The following is an 18,218-nucleotide window of genomic DNA, read 5'->3' as shown; positions in this document are numbered from 1 at the left end:
CTCCTAAAATAATGCGGATTCTTTAGACACCTTGCGGGTAATCCCATTAGCGATGACTACGAAAATCAAGCCCATAACCGATTGGAACAGCCCGACCGCCGATGACATGCCAAAGTCGTGCAGTTGTCTCATCGAGCGGAAAACGAAGGTATCAATGACATCGGTTGTAGGATACAGCAGCGAGTTATCTCCGATAATTGCATAGATCATAGCGAAGTCCCCGTTAAAAATTCGTCCTACGGCAAGCAGCGTCATAATCATAATCGTTGGAACCAGCAGCGGTAGAGTAATGCGGAGCATAATTTGCGGCTTGGAGGCGCCATCGATCCGCGCAGCTTCGTACAAATCCTCAGAAATGCCGGTAATTGCCGCGAGGAAAATAATCGAAAGATACCCCGCTCCCTGCCATACACGGATCAAAGTAAGAATAAAGGGCCAAAGCTTGGCCTCGAACATCCAGTTGATAGGCTCCAGGTCGAGTCCTTGAAGCCAGGCATTAATCATAGGTTCCTCCCCGCCAAACATCGACTGGACGATCATCCCAACCACGATCCAGGACATGAAATAAGGTAGAAAAATGAGCGATTGCGAGATTCTTTTAAAATATTTGTTGCGAATTTCATTAAACATAAGTGCAATAAGAACGGCAGCCATGGTCGTAAACAAAATAAATAACGTGTTCAGTACGAGCGTGTTGCGCAGGACGGTCCAAAAGTCGTCCGAGGTAAAGAAATAATCGAAATTTTTAAAGCCGACCCATTTGCTGCCCGTGATCCCTTTGGAGAAGTCATAATCCTTGAATGCAATCATGATCCCGTAAATAGGAAAATAACTGAATACGAGGAAAAACAGCAGGCCCGGCACGGCCATAACGTATAGGAAGGGATTCTTAGCAATATGCTTCAGCTTGGAGCCTCTCCCCTTGTCTCGTTTGAACTGCATAGTTTCGTGTACCCCCTTATGTCAAAAAAGTCCGTTTGGCGTGATGCGGACATCCGCAACCCGATGTCGTCACCATATCAGGCCCATTGTGGCGAGGCAATTCCGACAAGCTCGGATTTTTACCGCATGCATAGATTTCGCATCTTCCCAAAAACATCACTTTTCCAGAAATGAACGATTCTGCTGACGGAAACCTGCATTATGCTACAATAAATCTGCATTTATCAAAGAGAGACCTATATAACGGGGGTTCCGGTATGAAGAAATTCAGCTTTCCGCTTCATTCCTCATTCAAGAAGCATCCGACTTATATGAAGATCATTTTTTATTTTGTCAGCGCAAACGTACTTGTATTGGCTCTCTCCTTTCTGCTTCTATACTGGCAGTCCTCAAAAACGCTGCTGAAGGAAATCGGAGATCATTCCGAATCGCTTCTGCTGGGCAGCGCCCGAAATACAGCCGGGCTGATGGAGTGGTCGCTGGAATACACCTACGCTTCAAGCAATGACAGCAAGCTGAAAGTATACGCGCTTTCCGATCATTACACGGACTTTGAGACCTATAACGTATGGAGCCGGCTTGGGGAGATCAAAAATGCGAATCCTGCGATTGATTCGGTTTACCTGATCAACGACTACACGGGTACGGTAGTGGATTCCCGGCTTGGCATCAATGACGCTGCCTCTTTTTATGATCAAGATATTATGAACCGGCTGCACGATCCGAATTTTGCGGAGCGAACCGTCCCTATACCGAGAACTCTGACGCTCCCCCTGAACAAGGGAGCTACCAAGGATGTCATCACCATTGTCAGACTATATGAAAAGGACAGTTCGATTTCAGCATTCATCATGAATATCGACACAGATAAGCTAATGAATCTGCTTCAGGACAATTCCAATTATCCCAATCGCCAAGTGACCGTACTAAATGATCGGAATGAACAGGTGTTCAGTACTGCCCTGCTTAGCGGGAATCAAATCCTAGAGCTTGGTCGTCAAGGAGAACAAAAAAATAGCGGCTGGGAGCTATTCAAGCCCCATGGACAGGAAGAGCAGCTAATGGTTTACTCAACCACATCAATAAAGGGGATCCAGGACTGGACATTTATTGAGAGCATTCCGAAGTCAGTCATTCTTGGCAGAATCTCCATGCTCCGGAACATAAGCCTGTTCTTGTTCTTAGGCCTATTTCTGGCCTCGCTAACTGTAATCGTGCTGATCTCCAAACGGGTGTATTCCCCCATTCAGGAATTAGTCAGCAGCGTCATGCGGCAGTATCATTCAGAGCAGCTTGGGGAGCACAAGTCAAGGAATGAACTTGATTATTTATCCAATGTATTTGCCGCCCAAAAAGAACAGATCGATGAATTGACTGAACAGTGGCGCCATAGCAAGATTCTCAGCAAAGAGCGATTTCTTCGTGAATTTCTGGGTGCTGAAGCCCATTCATCGGATGAAATACGCCACCAGTTTAAAGAATGCGAGATCGATCTTCCGGAAGAGAACTTATCTGTAGCGATCTTTCGGATTGACCACTTTCCGGAATTTACGAAGATATATTCGGAGAAGGACCGCCGTCTGCTTCGCTTTGCTATGGCAAACATTATTCAGGAATCGCTGCAAGGGGCAAATTGCCGGGTGCAAACGGTTGATATGGGGAACGATCATGTCGCCGTTGTTCTGTGTGTCCATGCCTCTACCGACGATATCGCGGCAAAGCTGCGAGATTCGCAAAAGCTGCTAAGACAGTACTTATCCATTGAAACGACCGTAGCTTGGGGGAGAGAAGCGCAGAGTCTGACGGATATGCATGAAACATACATGGAGACGTATGAATTGACACAGGAGCGATTTCGCTTTGGACACGGGGCGATTATTTTGAAGGAGGAGTCCAGCGCTCCCGGTACGCTGTTCCACCTTTCGTTGGAGAAGGAACGTCAGCTTGCTCAAGCGATTCAAAAAGGGAACCGGGATACTGTGCTGGGGATCATGACTTTTTCCGTGGAGATGCTGAAGGAATTACCCTATTTCGAGTGTAAAATGTCCCTGATTACTTTGTTCAGCGATTTTCGCCGGCTCATGCAGGACCAGTTCAGTCCGCCGCTTCCCAGCCCATGGGGTCTTACTTCGCTTGAAAATCAAATCATTCAGCAGGAGACGCTTGCAAGTGTGGTGCATTGGATGGAAATGCTGGTGGACAAGACGCTGAGTGATATCATCACTGCGCGCGGCCTGTCCAGAAATGCGAAGCTAATCGAGCAGGTAGAGTATCTGATCGAAGAGCGGCTCAGCGATCCCAACCTCTCCACTAAAATGCTGGCGGATAATCTGGGGTTATCTGTGAACTATCTGCGCAGCCTATACAAAGCAGAAACGAACCGCTCAATTACGGATACGATTTCGGAGAAGCGTCTGGAACTCGTTTGCCGGGAACTGCTAGCTACCGATTCGCCAATCGAGCCTATCATCCAAAATTACGGTTTTTCCTCCGTGAATACCTTTTACTCTGTCTTTAAAAAAACATACGGAATCACACCGGCTCAATACAGAAAAGCTAACAAGAAAGAGAGGAACTAATGCAATATTGACTGATTACATATCTTGCAGGATCAACTTCTTAACAATTTCTTTCTTTCAATAAGTCAATAAAATTCTGTGCCGCCTTGGACAAATAATGATGTTTGTTCCAGATCAACCCGACAGAAGTGGACAAGCCATTGCCCGTGATCTCATAGGCATGTATCGGATAACCGGGATGACGCCGCAACACCGTTTCGGGAACGATCGAATCCGCGAACTCAGAGGTTACCAGATCGAGCAGCAAGGGGATATCCGAACATTCCCCAATGAGATTCGGCTGCAGCTGATGCCGGGAGAAGGACTCCAGAATGGAATAATGCACACCCAGGCCTTCAGTGCTGGGAAGAACAAGCGGGCTGGCCTGAATATCTGCGAGCGAGACCACTTCCTGTTCATAGGGAGGCCGCTGCGCAGAGGTTATGTAATAGAACGGTTCGGTATGAAGATGCAGCACGGAGAAATGCTCCAGCTCCAGCGGTAAACGGATAATCGCCAGCTCAACGATGCGCTCCTCCACTAATTTGCATAGATGAGACGACTCATTTTGCTGGATTTTATAGGTGACCCTGGGATATAGCTCTTTAAAACGATGCAAAATATCAGGCAAGTTATCGACCGAGAAGGTGTTGATGCCGATCGTCAGCCTTCCGTTTACGCCATTGCCTACCTCCTTCACCTCCAGCTTGGCCTCTTCCATCAGCTGGGTCATTTGCAGCGCATATTTGTATAGCGCCTTGCCCGCCTCCGTCATCTCCAGGACCTTACCGCCTCTCTCCACTAACCGCGAGCCAAGCTCCTCCTCCATCGCTCTCAGCTGCTGACTTAACGGCGGTTGAGACATATGAAGCCGGTTCGCTGCGGCGGAGATTTTCCCCTCTTCTACGATCGCTATAAAGTAACGAAGCTGCCGGATATCCATTCTTTTTACCTCCCTTAAACCAATTTGAGTATATGATAAACCTTCAGAAAACTAATTTTATTAATATTATCCATATAGTTATCTCTATGTTAGCATATGGGTATACAAAAACCAGAGGAGGCCGATAAGAATGACCGATCAAGCCTACTGGCTGAGGAACGTGCGCCTGGAAACGGGTTATCGTTACGAAGGCGGCACAGTGACAGGCACAGAGACCGATATTTTTCATATTCAAATTTGCGATGGAATCATATCGGCAATGGTGCCGGCCAATACTCCGCTGGAAACTCACTTGCCTATGCGGGAGGCCCATCAGCATCTGCTGCTCCCCGCGTTTAGGGATATGCATATCCACCTGGATAAGACGTACTATGGCGGACCGTGGAAAGCGCCGACGATGCCTGCCAAAGGGATCCTGACCAGGCTGGAGGAAGAGCAGGAGCTGCTCCCGCGTTTGCTGCCGGTGACAGAGGAGCGAGCCGGCAAGCTGCTTGACTTGCTGCTTCAAGCGGGTACAACGCATATTCGTTCCCATTGCAATATAGATCCGGTCATCGGCCTAAAAAATCTGGAGGCCATGCTTAGAGTAGCCGAGGCTTACAAAGATAAAGCATCCATCAAATTTGTCGCATTTCCACAGCATGGCTTGCTGCGCAGCGGCTCGGTACCGCTCGTAAGGGAAGCGCTGCGCCATGGAGCCTCTCTCGTAGGCGCCGTAGATCCGGCAACTCTCGATGAGAATATAGAGAAGTCGCTGCAGACGGTTATGGAATTGGCCGTCGAAGCCGATGTGGACATCGATCTGCATCTGCATGATCCAGGGCATCTCGCTATCTTTACTTATAAACGCCTGGCCGCACTAACCGAAGAAGCGGGTTGGCAGGGAAGAGTGACGCTCAGCCATGCTTTGGCTCTGGCCCACATCCCGTATGAAGAAGCCGCAGAAGTTGCGGAACTGCTTGCGCATCAAGGAATATCGATCACCTCTTCAGTCCCGTTAGGAAGGACGATTCCGATTCCTCTTTTACATGAAAAGAGGGTACAGGTGTCGCTTGGTGACGACAGCATTACCGACCACTGGTCCCCGTTCGGAAGGGGCGATGTGCTGGAGAAAGCCGGAATATTGGCGGAGCGCTTCAATCTGAGCGATGAACGGTCGCTGGGGCAAGCGCTGAAGTTTATTACCGGGGGCATTACCCCACTTAACGAGGCGGGACAACAAGTCTGGCCGCAAGTCGGCGACGCGGCCAATCTCGTTCTGGCAGAGGCCAGCTGTTCCGCAGAAGCAGTTGCACGACGAGCGAGAAGAGTAGCTGTAATCCATCAGGGATATCCGGTGATCGGTTCACTATAATCAATCCACGTATTCGGATAGTGGGAATGACTAAGAGAGGATGAATAAAGATGAGTTCAACATTTTGGCTGATGAATGCCCGATTGGAGAGCGGCTTTGAGGTGGAGCAGGGGGTTGTCATCGGTACACGAACAGAGCTGGCCCACTTGCTGATTCAAGACGGAGCCATCGCGAAGATGATCCCTTCCAGCGAGATCATCTATGACGAGCTGCCGCAAAAGGATGCCAAGCAGATGCTGATTTTGCCATCCTTTATCGAGAAGCACTGTCATTTGGACAAAACGCTGCTGGGTGATCGGTGGAGAGCCGTTACTCCGGTAAGAAGTATATTTGAACGACTTGCTATCGAAAAGAATACCCTTCCTGCAGTGGAGACGCCTACAAAACAGCGCGCAGAGAAGCTGCTTGATATTTATCAGAAATCCGGGGTTACTCATGTGCGCACCCATGTCGATATTTATCCGGAAATAGGTCTTACAAATCTGGAGGCGGTGAAGGAAGCTCTGCATACCTTCGAAGGCAAGCTGTCGCATGAGATCGTCGCCTTCCCGCAGCATGGACTATTTGCGTCTAAGGATCTGCTTAGAGAAGCGCTGCGCCAGGGGGCGGGCTTCATCGGCGGGGTGGACCCGGCAACGGTGGACGGAGATATCGAAGCCTCACTTCAGCTCATGGTTGAACTGGCCGTTGAGGGCGATGCCGGAATTGATCTTCATCTGCATGATCCTGATCACTTGGGCGTGTTCACCATGAAGAGACTCGCTCAGCTAACAAAGGAAGCGGGTCTGCAGGGCAAAGTTTCCGTAAGCCATGCTTATGCGCTTGGAGATATCCCCCTTGCTCAAGCCGAAGCGCTGGCTGAAGTTCTGGCGGACGCAGGAATCTCGATTATAACAAGTGTACCTATCGATCGGAAATTCCCGCCTGTTGGCCTATTGGATCAGAAGGGCGTACCGGTGTCCGTCGCCTGCGATAACATCTTTGATGTCTGGTCGCCTTTCGGTAACGGGGACCTGCTGGAACGGGCCAGCCGCTTGGCTGAGGTGTCCGGTTGGGTGGATGAACGCGCCTTGGCCAAGACGCTCTCGTATATTACAGGCGGACGGACTCCGCTTAACTATCAAGGTGAACAAATCTGGCCGCGAGTTGGGGATGTGGCGAACCTCGTCGTAGTTGAAGCTTCCTGCTCCGCCGAAGCGGTAGCGAGAAGATCGAAACGGATTGCTACGATGTACCAGGGAGAAGTTGTAGCTGGCGAGCTGTAAATAACAACAAAGGAACTGCCGGAGGTTTGCGCCCCCGGCAGTTCCTTTGTTGTTGTACAATTTTATTTCGTGTACCCTTTAAAAATACGATAGACTACTACCGCGGCTTCCGCGCGAGTCGTATTCTCCTGCGCAGCGAAGCGGGTCTCGCCTCTACCTTGCATAATCCCGAGTGCCGCTACCTGGGCAACCGCAGCCTTGGCCCAATCCTGGATCTCGGCTTGGTCGGCGTAATCCGGAAGGGAGGATTCCGCCCCCTCAGTCACCTCCAAATACTTCAGTACCCTGGACAGAATGACGGCCATTTCAGCGCGGGTAATGCTCTGATCCGGAGCAAAGGTATGATTCGCATACCCATTGATCCATCCGGCAGATACTGCGGCCTGAACTGCGTCATAATACCAGCTTCCGGACAGGACATCGCTGAACTGAGTTGCGCTGCTCTCACTCTGGCCAAGCTCCAGCGTCCTTACTAATAAGGAGACGAATTCAGCGCGGGTTACTTGCTTGCCTGGTGTGTAACGATCCGCACTCGTTCCTGTAACGATGTCCTTGGAAGCAAGCACTTCAATTTCATTAACCGCCCACGGATAATTTGTGTCGTTGACATCGGTGAAGGCGATATTTTTAGCCATAAACATATAGCGGCTGAAGCTGTTCAAATGGGCGATTACCTTGCCGTCAACCAGGCGGGCTGTACGTCCACTAAGTTGACCGCTCTCGCCGATCTTGAACAGATTGATCTTCTCACCGTTAGAGCCGCCAATCTGGAGTGCCTCCAGCGGTATGGAAACCTCTGCCGGCTTGCTGAAGGTGACATTCTCGATCGCTTTTCCATCCTTATCAAGGATAGCAAAGTCGTAGTATACACCAAATGCCTTCATGGTCGAGCCCAGTTGCAGGCCCTTCAATAAAGCCTCTGTATCCTCCTTCGTGGCGACACTTCCTTGCACAAAGGCGGCATCTGGCGAGGTGATCGCACCCGCCGGAATCGTTACTGTCAAACCGCCTTCAAGCTTCAGAACCGTAGGTTCTCCAGCCTTGACCGCTTCTTTGACAGTTCCCGTTGATGGAGGCGTGGCTGGTTGAGTTGGAGCGGTTGGTGTTCCACCGCCGCCGCTGCTGCCGCTGCTTCCACCGCCAGGATTTTCATTGCCTGACCCCGACTCAGTGACGGTAACATCCACGGATGCCTTCAATCCCTCATACGAAACTTCAATAGCTGTATTGCCTTTCTTGTTGCCTTTCACAATACCTTGTTGCACCGTGGCAATATCAGAATTATTTACTGTATATGCCGCTTTGTCGGTCACATCGGTTATTGAACCGTCCGAAGCTTTATAAGAGACGGATAAATTCCCCGTGCTGCCTGCCTTGATGGATAGAGATTGCGGTGTTACTGACAGCTCCGGCTGTTGGACCGACTTAACCGTCAGTTCAATCGCCTCGTTCACATCAACCGGAATTTCATTGCCGTACCGATCCAGCAGTTCCAGATTCGCTATTTTGAATGAATATTGTCCAGCAGGCGCACCAGCAAAGCCGAATGAAGCCAATGAACCTGTACCGATATATCCATCAACATCATGCAAACTGATCGAGAACTCATGTCTGCTTGAAACAGCATCATATTCGTAGACGGCATCCGTAACCGTCAGCGCAGCATCCGGGTTATGTTGAGCCTGATGCTCTGTCAGCTCCGGACTTGGTGTTGCCTTCACATTTTCAAATGCATTGCTGTACAGCAGATCAAATTTAGCCGAATAGACAGCATCGGTTACGCCGAATACGACATCTAACGAGAAGGGCTCATTCGGCTGTACTTGTGCCGGACTAATTGTCGGAGCCGCAAAGTTAGTCAGTTTATAATCAACGATATGGGCCGGATCAATCAACCCGTTGCCTGCAGCGTCATATACGTAAACCTCAAAGGAGTTGTCTCCTAAAGAAATCGGTACTTGAATCGTAAAGTGGCCCGAATCATCGATTGCTCCATCAACGACTTGCCCTTTATTGCCATCATCATACCAAGCCGCAACCCCGACCACGTCATTCATTTCAAGACCAACGGTATCCTTGAGTTGAATTAACAAATCATCTGTAACCTGGCCAGAAATTACGGCAGTCTGATTTCCTGTATCAGCGACAATTCCCGGATCATCCAGCTTAGATACAGGAGCTTCCGTATCGATGATAAATGGAGTAACTTGGGACTCAACAGGAACAGGATCATCCAATAAGCTGCCTGCAAAGGGTACTAGTAAATACAAATCATCCGAAGGCTTCACAAGTTGACCCGATGGTGCATAGAAGGATCCGTTCCAATTTTTCACACTATAAGTTCCAGGATCGATTCCATCCACATCGGTTTCAATGATTGTACCCAGCCAATCACCTTCTGCCGAAAATACATCCAACGAGAAATATTCAATAAACTCGGTAATCGTAAATTTTATATTGCTTGTATCATATAGCGTATCGCCATTCGGCGAGAAAATATTCGGATTCAGCTCCAAGTCAGTGACAACCTCGGCTGCTGGAGCTTCACCAACATAGACCGCTATCGGCAGTTGAATAACGTGGCCGCCTGCTTCTGTCAGAATCAGTTCACCTTCATAACGCTGATCCGCTGCATTAGCGGGAACGGTAGCTGTAACTGTAAAGGATTCCTTGCCCCCTGCAGATACGTCAACTGCATTTTTCGATGTTGTTAATGTAACTGGAGAAGATCCATACCACTCAGTTCTGATCGAGTAAGATGAATCCGCATTGGAAATATCCTTGACTTCCACCTTGCGTTGGGCACTCTCGCCATAATTAATGTAACCGAAGGAGAGGCTGCCTGTATGATGGATATATTCTCCTCCATCTTTTATCGCAGTGGTCTTCGCTTCTACCTCGGCAACTGCCTTCGCTTTCAATACGTTATTCAGGTCGACTCTTCCCGCGCCTTGATCCATATGAGTATAGCGATTGCCATCGCGATCGATAAGCTTGACGGCATTATTCATTAACAGGGACTTAATATCATACTGATCCAAATTAGTATACTTCGCTCTTAGCAATGCAGCCGCCCCGGCAATATGCGGAGCTGCCATACTCGTTCCGTTCTCCGCTTTATACCAGCCTTCATAATCGGTCACACTGGAACGAATGCCAATGCCCGGTGCAGAAATATCCGGTTTAACCGCATAGGAAGGTTTGGCTGGTCCACGTGAGCTGAAGCCTGCGACGATATCCTTTTCGATGGTTGTTGTGAAATTAACCTGTATACTCGGATCCGCATCAAGCTTGGCCTTTATCTGATTGCCATACGTGCCGGAAAGCGCATATACCGGAATTGATATAGTAGCATCGCCTAAGGTGCCGCTCTCCAGCGCTTCTGGCGCATTGTTATAGATAATCGCTGCTGCGGCCCCTGAATTAATGGCATTTGCAGCTTTTTCGCTAAATGCAATTTCCCCGCGTTTGATAAATGCAATTTTTCCGCTTAAATCTTTTCCTGTGTAGTCCTCAGGCTTGCCCAAGCCTACATCAACAAGCTGATAAGAACCCGTAAGATTCTCGATACCTTCCGATTTATCAAAAGAATCCACTTTGAATTCTTCAGCTGAGCCAACGATCTTTAGGATCGGAGTGACTAACGGAGGCTTGGAGGCTCCTACGGAAATCACCAGTTCGGCCGTTCCCGGATCGGTTACTGTAGCGTCGGCCGGGCCGCTGTTACCGTTGGATACAACAGTAATTGTACCTGCGGCCATGGCATTATTCACAGCTACTGAATCGGCAGATCTCTCATTATTTGTCTCCGAGCCAAGTGACAGGTTAATGACATCCATTTTTTCCTTTACTGCTCGCTCAATGCCTGCGATTACATTTGCTGTAGAACCGCTGCCGTAGGGTCCCAGCACCTTATAAGCATGGATTTCGGCTTCCGGGGCTACGCCTGTAATCCCTGGTTGTCCATCCTTGCCTACGCCACGGCCTGCAATAACACCGGAGACATGACTGCCATGCGCAGTCCAGTATGGTTTACCCGTTACTGGATGCAATTCAGGTAAACTTGGATCTAACGAATGCGCATCATCATAATCCTTTCTCGTGGTCTCATAGGGAATGTTATCATTATTCACGAAGTCATAACCCAGATCATTAGGGTCCACTGCGCCGGCAAGATCAGGATGATCATAAGCAATCCCCGTATCAATTACCCCTACCTTGATTCCGGCTCCTTTAACCCCCTGGCTCCAGAAGGCTTCACTGCCGATGAACGGCACGCTTCCTTCCGGTGCTGAAGTAGCACCACTACTTGGCTCCTCCAAAGCATATACTGTGTTGTTTGGATAAATCGCTTTTACACCGGGAATATTGAGCAAATCTTCGACTTGATCAGCGGCAATCTCAAGCGAGAATCCATTGAATACTTCGGAATACTCACGATCAATATCCACATTAAGCCGTTTGGTCGCTGATTTCTTGAAAGTATCCTGCTCTGTCTTCACTTGCAGCTGATGTGAAATAGCAGCCGCACCGATCCGCAGATTCTTATGGCTCGCTTCAAACACCTTCACCGGCTCGGATTGCAGTTCCACAATGACGGAAATGCGTGCTGTACTATCTGAGAGGGGAACATAGTTCTGGGGTTGAATCGCTGCCTTGTCAAGACTGTCTATCTTCTCAATTTGCAGTCCATTGGCCTGCCGCTTTGCTGACTTCAACGCATCTGTCTTAGATGGCTTCTCCAGCGTTACGTTCTGATCCAGACTGCTCACATCAAGCGATATAGCCTTCGGATCTAGCTTCGAAATGATCTTCTGGGTTCCGCCCGTATCCGGCGAAATACCTTCCTGCGCTCCTACTGCTGGCAGTATTAGCGTGAAGGCTAATAAGAAGCTTAGTAAACTACCGACAATTCTCCTCTTCAAGCACTCTCATCTCCTTCAAAATATTTTTGTATGCGCTGGCAAGGTTGTATTTTATAGTAACTTCTATATTTCCTACAATTTTCCTTCTATTATTACAACTATATTTATCGGGATAATAGACTAAAATCCGACGATTATCTTCCTTTCTCCTTGCCAAATGGATTGGTTCTTGTCTAAATATGCCATTGGGAGCTTTGCCGGACTATATTTAGACAAAAAAAGTCAAGTAAAATTACAGGAATCTACTTCCTTGTCTTACTTGACTTGTAGGCAATTGTGTCATTAATAGTAGATTTTGTTCTTATTTTTTGTTATCAATTTCCCCATTCCATTCTAGTTATCTAGTCGCCAAAAACCTTCCAACAAATAAAAAAAGGAGCCTGGGCCCCTCTTACCGTAAATCTACTTATTTCTTGTCTACTTGCAACAACGTAATATTTTTCAGCGAAAAAGTATCTCGTATGCTCTCTTCGGAGATAACCTTCAGCTTGATCAAGCTGGTGACCTTGGACGGGTCTGCTTTAGACAGCATACGCCATACTTCCGGGTCTGGCAGCGCCTCATACAGCTTCTGATCGTCGAACTCTTTACGCTCCTGCTGAACCAGCTTCACTTTGTAATGCCCGATCTCCAGCGCAGACGCTCCTTGCTCATTACAGTGGTGAATGATCACCCCCCGCAATTCCGACAATTGCTGCTCAATTTCCTTCTGCTGCTGTTTTAGCTGGTAGTATTGCTTCACCATTTTATCCATTTTCGCCTCACTCTCCTCCACACATATATATGTAGAGACCGTGAATTTAGGACAAACGTGAACTCTGCTCACACCCCATCCCGTTTCCAATCCCGTAAATATCGCCTCAAGTATTGACCCGTGTGCGATGCTTCGCAATGAGTGATATGCTGCGGCTCTCCTGTATAGACGATCGCTCCGCCCTCTTGCCCTGCCCCAGGACCCAGATCAATGATCCAATCCGCCTGCGTCATCCAGTCCAGGTTATGCTCAATCACTATAACGGTGCTGCCTTGGTCCACCAGCCCCTCTACCGTTGCCAGCAGCTGCCGGATATCCGACATATGAAGCCCTGTCGTGGGCTCGTCAAGCACATAGACCTCACTGCGGCGCTCCATTTCCTTGGCCAGCTTAACCCGCTGCAGTTCTCCCCCGGATAATGTACTTAAGGGCTGGCCCAGCGACATATAACCAACGCCAGCCGATTGCAGGCGCGCCAGTATTTGCAGAATATGCTTCTCCGTAAAAAATTCGCCAGCTTCGTCCACCGATAGCTCCAGCACATCGCTCATATTTTTATTGCGCCAAAGAAACGATAGGACCTCCTTGCTAAATCTACGTCCATCACAGGCTTCACATACGATTTCAATAGAGTCCATAAAAGCCAAATCAGTGCTTACCCTTCCCGTTCCTTTGCACTCCGGGCACGCCCCGCGCGAATTGAAGCTGAACATGGACGGCTCTGCCTGATTATTAGCCGCGAATAGATTCCGAATCAGATCGAACATGCCGGTAAAAGTAGCGATATTGGAACGATTCGAAGCGTGGACGGGCTCCTGGTCGATATAAACCGCATTCGGGACGATACTTCTGAGCACCTGATTCACTAGCGTGCTTTTGCCTGATCCGGCTACTCCCGTGATCACGGTCATCACTCCCTTAGGAATATCTACAGACACGTTCTTCAAGTTGTGCAGGCTGGCATTGCGGACGGGCAACCAGCCGACAGGACTCCTTAAAATCTGTTTAAAGGCAGGCCTATCATTTAAAAAAGTTCCTGTTAACGTGCCCGACCTCAGCAAACCTGGAAGATCACCTTCATATACCACCTGCCCACCTTGTGCTCCCGCCTTTGGCCCCATTTCGATCACATGCTCAGCGATTGCAATGACATTTGGATCATGCTCGACGATGACAAGGGTATTGCCCTTGTCTCTTAATCGCTTAAGCAGCGTATTGATCCGATCGATGTCATGAGGATGCAAGCCGATGCTCGGCTCATCGAAAATATACACCAGGTCGCTTAAGCTGCTCCCCAGCTGCCGTACCATTTTGATCCGCTGCGATTCGCCGCCCGATAAAGTGGCGGTTTCCCGGTTCAAGGTCAAATATCCAAGGCCGATGGACAGCATCTGCTGCAGCCGAAGTGTAATGGCTTCGACCATAGTCGCCGCTGCCGGAGCTTGAATCGTAGGCATAAACTCAATCAGCTCGCTAACCTGCATCCCCGTACACTTGGCGATGTTCTTCCCGTTGATTCGGCTGGCAAGAACCTCGGCATTCAGCCTTGTTCCTTGGCATTCCGGACATACAGCTTGTCTCTCCACACGCTTAATCTCTTCTTTATACAGCTTGGAGTCCCTGGAGTCCTTGCTCAAAAAGCTGCGGGTAATACGGGGAATCACTCCCTCATACAACGAGGTTGTCGGCCAGCCTTCTGTCGGATGAGGAGGTTTAAAGCCTGATTTATACAGCAGTGTATCCCACTCTTCTTCTGTAAAATCCTTCAGCTTCTTATCATTGTCGAAAAGACCCGTACAGACGTACCGCTTCCAGCGGAAATCACCGGGCCGGAAGGTTGGAAAACAGATCGCTCCTTCGTTTAATGATTTTTCCCGGTCGATCAGCTGCTGCGTATCAATTTCCTTTGCGATGCCCAGCCCCTCACATCTCGGGCACATCCCCCGCGGATTGTTAAAGGAGAAAACCTCAGCTTCCCCGATATAAGGCTGGCCAATCCGAGAGAATAGTAGGCGAAGCAAGGAGTAAATATCCGTGATGGTGCCTACCGTTGATCTTGAGTTTCCGCCAATGCGCTTCTGGTTGATGATGATGGCAACCGGGAGGTTCTCAATCGCATCTGCATTCGGTTGTCCGTAATGAGGCAGCCGATGGCGAATAAAGCTCGAATAAGTCTCATTTAGCTGACGCTGCGATTCCGCGGCAATGGTATCGAATACGAGCGCTGACTTCCCTGAGCCGGAGACGCCGGCAAATACGGTGATCTGCTTCTTAGGAATGTCTACACTGATATGCTTCAAATTTTTCTCACGTGCTCCAATAACTTTGATCTTGTCATTCATCCTTGTCTTTGGCATGTGGTATTGCCCTCCTTTTGCAAGCTTTTTGTCTGTCTGTAAGGAATAGCATATACTCTTAACATGACAACTCTTGTCTTGTTTAAGCAAATTACTAATTGGGGGAAATCATGTCTAAGACTAAGCTGCTGTTTGACCTGATTATGTACGTAAATTCCCGACGAAGCTTTACGGCCCAGGAGGTCGCCGATGAGTTTGGCGTTTCCGTCCGTACCGCGCATCGCTATTTAATGGAGATCAGCGAAATGGGCGTACCCATATACACGGAACAAGGGCGCAACGGAGGGTATCGTACCCTTAAAACCCGAGTGCTTCCGCCGGTTTTATTCGATGAGAACGAAGCCCTGTCCATCTTTTTCGCCTTCCGTTCGCTGGCGTTCTATGAGTCGCTGCCCTTTGACACAGATATCGAATCGGCTTCAAGAAAGCTGCTTGCAGCGCTGCCGGAAGATACGGGGAAGAAGATCAACCAACTGGAGACGGTACTATCCTTTTGGAATCCGAAGCGAGGCCTGACCGCCCCTTATTTAAAAGAGCTGATCGAAGCCGCTGCGGAGAACCGGATCATCACGATAACGTACCAGTCCAAGAGCGGCGATAAAGAGAGAAATGTGGCGCCCATCGGGGTTTATACGAATGACGGATTATGGTATATGCCTGCTTATGATATGGACAGCGCTAGAATTCAGCTGTTTCGAGTGGATCGTATTTTGTCATTAACAGTTAAGGAGGACAAGTATAAGGTGGGAACGGAACTAAGGGAATGGCTGCAAAGTTATGCCATCTCCTCCCCCGTCCGTCTGGTGGTGGAATTAACCCGGGAGGGACTACGGAGAAGCCGCAGCAAACCCTGGTATGAGCCTATCTTGCTCGAAGAGGAACGCGAGGATGGAATCCTCGGACTGATCGACACGGTGATCGACCACAACGAAATCCCATTCACCGCTGAATTTTTTGCCCAGTTGGGGAAGGAAGCACGGGTCATCGAACCGCAGGAAATCATCGGCCATATTCGTTGCCATGCGGAGGCGCTGTTGGCGCATTATCAGAAGGGATGAAGTTTCGGTCTGCCCCGCAGGTGGGTGCTGCACATCCCCGGTTCGATAGATTGTTTAGCCCAAATACTCGCTGCTGCTTTTAGGGCATTTGCATAGGATGCTAAAACATAGGATTCCTGCATATAGATTCCCTTCACGATTCGAACAGCTCTGAGCAACTCTAAAATCCCTAGTTCCATACTTTCTGCAAATACTTCCGATACAGCCCGTCCAGAAGCTCCGTTGGATCTTCGTGATCAACTTGCACGGATTGCGCGAATTCTGACATATGCTCAATCTCTCGTGCAACAAATTCGTTGATGACATCAACACGCTGCTCCAGATTGAGTTCTTCTCCAGCAAGTTTCCTACTCAATAAATCCTCAATAGCTGCCCTTAGCTCCGGCTCCGTCACCAGGTCTCGAATCAGCTCCTGGAACAGGATCGGCGGACTGGTATTATATTTCTCAATCCATTGGCAAGCAAGAATCGGTCTAAGCACGTAGAAATATTTCTTAATCTTCACCTGTTCTCCCTGCAAATATTCCCGGAAGTTCCCCTTCGCCATATGCAAGTAGTGATAGACCGAAGCCTGAGGGGAGAAGATACGCTCTCTTAACGCAAGCATCTCTTCTTTGAATCCATAGGCCTCATAGTATTGAATATCCGATACAAGCCATTCCAGAAGGGCCGGGTTCGATTTGCGAAACAGCTTCAACGCTTTTCTGATGTCCCAGCCATTGATGTCCAGCTGCTCATTAATCGGAAGCTCAATGACATCCCGTTTCTCATCAATGGACAAATACCACTCCGGCCGATGAATATAGACGAACCGCACATCATAGTCACTATCCTGTGACGGAAATCCCCAAGCCCGGCTGCCCGATTCCACGGCAAACAAAATCTTGACTTGGTGCTCCTGCTCGATTTTCAAAATTTCTTCCACAATGATCTGCCTCAAGCAACCGCCTCCTCTGTACACCTACGAATATAGGAATTTCTAACTTCATCGGGAATGAATCTCCAGTAATTAGCTGCCATCGACAACAGCTGAGCCGGTTTAATACTCGATTTCATCCATCAGACTTAAATTTCGGTTTGATTCGCGCAGCAAACCTGTAAAGGAATCGGCAACATAATAGACAAAATCGGGGTCATGCACATAACTGATAATCTGCCCGTATGTGCCTTGATCGGAAGGATCCAGGTCAAGCATTAAATATAGAGAGCCGCCGGCCATCGTGGCAAACGGAAACCATTTTCTATAAAATAAATAAGGCTTAATTTCCGGGGCCAGCTCCCGAATCTCTTCTTCGGAATAATACTGCGTGAGCAGCTCATCCCGTTCGCAGAAATAGCCCTTGGTCTTTTCCATTTCAGCCAGGGACATGATGTAGTAGGGGACACACTCTTCCGCCTCGGCATCCCCTGGATACAAAATGTGAAAGGCATATCCGCTGCCGTCCTTGCGGCGATAGAAGCTGCGGAAGTCCTCAGGCAGAAGCACATTGAATTCCCTCTCGAACGCAGCCAAACTCTCTTCGCTGGCTCCTGCCAGCTCTTTATACTCGCCATGCAGCTCTTGGATTTCAGCGTCTGCCACTTTCTCCTGAAGCAAATGATCCAGCTCTGCTATCAGCGGTTCAAGCTGCTCTGAGACATATTCGCGATAACCCCAAAACGCTTCTTCCTCGCCCCCGTTATCCAGCAAAATCATAACGGCATAGGAGATCATATCCAGCCAATTCTCCATACGTTCAACTTGCTCTTCTGTCATCAAACCATTCGAACGCAGCATCCCATTCGGTTCTACCGCCCAGGCGCGCCCGAGCTTGCACAGGGTCCACAAGCATGATACGACCTCACGGTCCAACGCAGGCTCCCCCAGCTTGGCGGCGAGCGCGCGAATAACAGCCATTATTTCATGCAGATTTTCTTCCTTCAGCTCACCCTGGAACGGTCGAAGACTGCCCAGAAACCCATGCTCTGCTTGCGGCAAATGCACATCCTCATGCGCATAAGCGTGGCATTTCAGCAGATGAATGGCCTTTGAGATATCCATGTTTATTCCCTCCAGTCTTAT

11 protein-coding genes are annotated in these 18,218 nt (G+C 49.0%); 4 read left to right on the top strand and 7 right to left on the bottom strand.

Going from position 1 to position 18,218, the window contains the following annotated elements; genetic code table 11:
• Positions 1 to 3: 3 nt before the first annotated feature.
• Complete coding sequence (locus DMN77_RS13390) at positions 4 to 942, bottom strand: ABC transporter permease (RefSeq protein ID WP_068782598.1); 939 nt, start codon at positions 940 to 942, stop codon at positions 4 to 6.
• A 257-nt stretch (positions 943 to 1,199) separates the two neighbouring features.
• Between DMN77_RS13390 and DMN77_RS13385 the strand changes: the two genes are divergently transcribed.
• A complete protein-coding gene (locus DMN77_RS13385; protein WP_179015398.1) occupies positions 1,200 to 3,521 on the top strand; it encodes a helix-turn-helix domain-containing protein in 2,322 nt (773 codons plus the stop codon).
• A 40-nt stretch (positions 3,522 to 3,561) separates the two neighbouring features.
• Here the strand turns inward: DMN77_RS13385 and DMN77_RS13380 are convergent, their stop codons facing one another.
• Positions 3,562 to 4,443: a LysR family transcriptional regulator gene (locus DMN77_RS13380; RefSeq protein WP_179015397.1), complete on the bottom strand. Its 882-nt coding sequence runs from the start codon at positions 4,441 to 4,443 to the stop codon at positions 3,562 to 3,564.
• A 130-nt stretch (positions 4,444 to 4,573) separates the two neighbouring features.
• Between DMN77_RS13380 and DMN77_RS13375 the strand changes: the two genes are divergently transcribed.
• A complete protein-coding gene (locus tag DMN77_RS13375; RefSeq protein ID WP_179015395.1) occupies positions 4,574 to 5,797 on the top strand; it encodes an amidohydrolase in 1,224 nt (407 codons plus the stop codon).
• A gap of 50 nt (positions 5,798 to 5,847) precedes the next feature.
• Complete coding sequence (locus tag DMN77_RS13370; RefSeq protein WP_068782603.1) at positions 5,848 to 7,062, top strand: amidohydrolase; 1,215 nt, start codon at positions 5,848 to 5,850, stop codon at positions 7,060 to 7,062.
• Between the two features lie 62 nt (positions 7,063 to 7,124).
• On the opposite strand, the gene DMN77_RS13365 is transcribed toward DMN77_RS13370, so the two are convergent.
• The 3 genes from DMN77_RS13365 to DMN77_RS13355 form a co-directional block, all read right to left on the bottom strand.
• Positions 7,125 to 11,987, bottom strand: coding sequence for a S8 family serine peptidase (locus DMN77_RS13365; RefSeq protein WP_179015393.1), 4,863 nt, complete (start codon positions 11,985 to 11,987; stop codon positions 7,125 to 7,127).
• Between the two features lie 406 nt (positions 11,988 to 12,393).
• A complete protein-coding gene (locus tag DMN77_RS13360) occupies positions 12,394 to 12,741 on the bottom strand; it encodes a hypothetical protein (RefSeq protein ID WP_068782605.1) in 348 nt (115 codons plus the stop codon).
• Between the two features lie 68 nt (positions 12,742 to 12,809).
• Complete coding sequence (locus DMN77_RS13355; protein WP_256872379.1) at positions 12,810 to 15,098, bottom strand: ATP-binding cassette domain-containing protein; 2,289 nt, start codon at positions 15,096 to 15,098, stop codon at positions 12,810 to 12,812.
• Positions 15,099 to 15,208: 110 nt separating this feature from the next.
• On the opposite strand from DMN77_RS13355, the gene DMN77_RS13350 reads away from it, so the two are divergent.
• The gene (locus tag DMN77_RS13350; RefSeq protein ID WP_068782606.1) at positions 15,209 to 16,156 is read left to right on the top strand and encodes a helix-turn-helix transcriptional regulator; all 948 of its coding nucleotides are present in this window, start codon (positions 15,209 to 15,211) and stop codon (positions 16,154 to 16,156) included.
• Between the two features lie 169 nt (positions 16,157 to 16,325).
• On the opposite strand, the gene DMN77_RS13345 is transcribed toward DMN77_RS13350, so the two are convergent.
• Together DMN77_RS13345 and DMN77_RS23640 are read right to left on the bottom strand one after the other, a co-directional pair.
• The gene (locus DMN77_RS13345; protein ID WP_068782607.1) at positions 16,326 to 17,096 is read right to left on the bottom strand and encodes a nucleotidyltransferase domain-containing protein; all 771 of its coding nucleotides are present in this window, start codon (positions 17,094 to 17,096) and stop codon (positions 16,326 to 16,328) included.
• Positions 17,097 to 17,195: 99 nt separating this feature from the next.
• Positions 17,196 to 18,197, bottom strand: coding sequence for an SMI1/KNR4 family protein (locus DMN77_RS23640; RefSeq protein WP_082790216.1), 1,002 nt, complete (start codon positions 18,195 to 18,197; stop codon positions 17,196 to 17,198).
• Positions 18,198 to 18,218: the final 21 nt, after the last annotated feature.

It is taken from the genome of Paenibacillus sp. 79R4, from assembly GCF_013393165.1.
In the GTDB taxonomy this organism is placed as follows: Bacteria; Bacillota; Bacilli; order Paenibacillales; family Paenibacillaceae; genus Fontibacillus.
The sequence above is the reverse complement of the archived record's forward strand: the minus strand, read 5'-3'. Positions and strand labels throughout refer to the sequence as shown.

Excerpts from the sequence above, each read along its gene's own strand:
- DMN77_RS13375 (WP_179015395.1), top strand. The coding sequence starts at position 4,574 with ATGACCGATCAAGCCTACTGGCTGAGGAACGTGCGCCTGGAAACGGGT.
- DMN77_RS13355 (WP_256872379.1), bottom strand. The coding sequence starts at position 15,098 with ATGCCAAAGACAAGGATGAATGACAAGATCAAAGTTATTGGAGCACGT.
- DMN77_RS13380 (WP_179015397.1), bottom strand. The coding sequence starts at position 4,443 with ATGGATATCCGGCAGCTTCGTTACTTTATAGCGATCGTAGAAGAGGGG.
- DMN77_RS13350 (WP_068782606.1), top strand. The coding sequence starts at position 15,209 with ATGTCTAAGACTAAGCTGCTGTTTGACCTGATTATGTACGTAAATTCC.
- DMN77_RS13385 (WP_179015398.1), top strand. The coding sequence starts at position 1,200 with ATGAAGAAATTCAGCTTTCCGCTTCATTCCTCATTCAAGAAGCATCCG.
- DMN77_RS13370 (WP_068782603.1), top strand. The coding sequence starts at position 5,848 with ATGAGTTCAACATTTTGGCTGATGAATGCCCGATTGGAGAGCGGCTTT.
- DMN77_RS23640 (WP_082790216.1), bottom strand. The coding sequence starts at position 18,197 with ATGGATATCTCAAAGGCCATTCATCTGCTGAAATGCCACGCTTATGCG.
- DMN77_RS13390 (WP_068782598.1), bottom strand. The coding sequence starts at position 942 with ATGCAGTTCAAACGAGACAAGGGGAGAGGCTCCAAGCTGAAGCATATT.
- DMN77_RS13360 (WP_068782605.1), bottom strand. The coding sequence starts at position 12,741 with ATGGATAAAATGGTGAAGCAATACTACCAGCTAAAACAGCAGCAGAAG.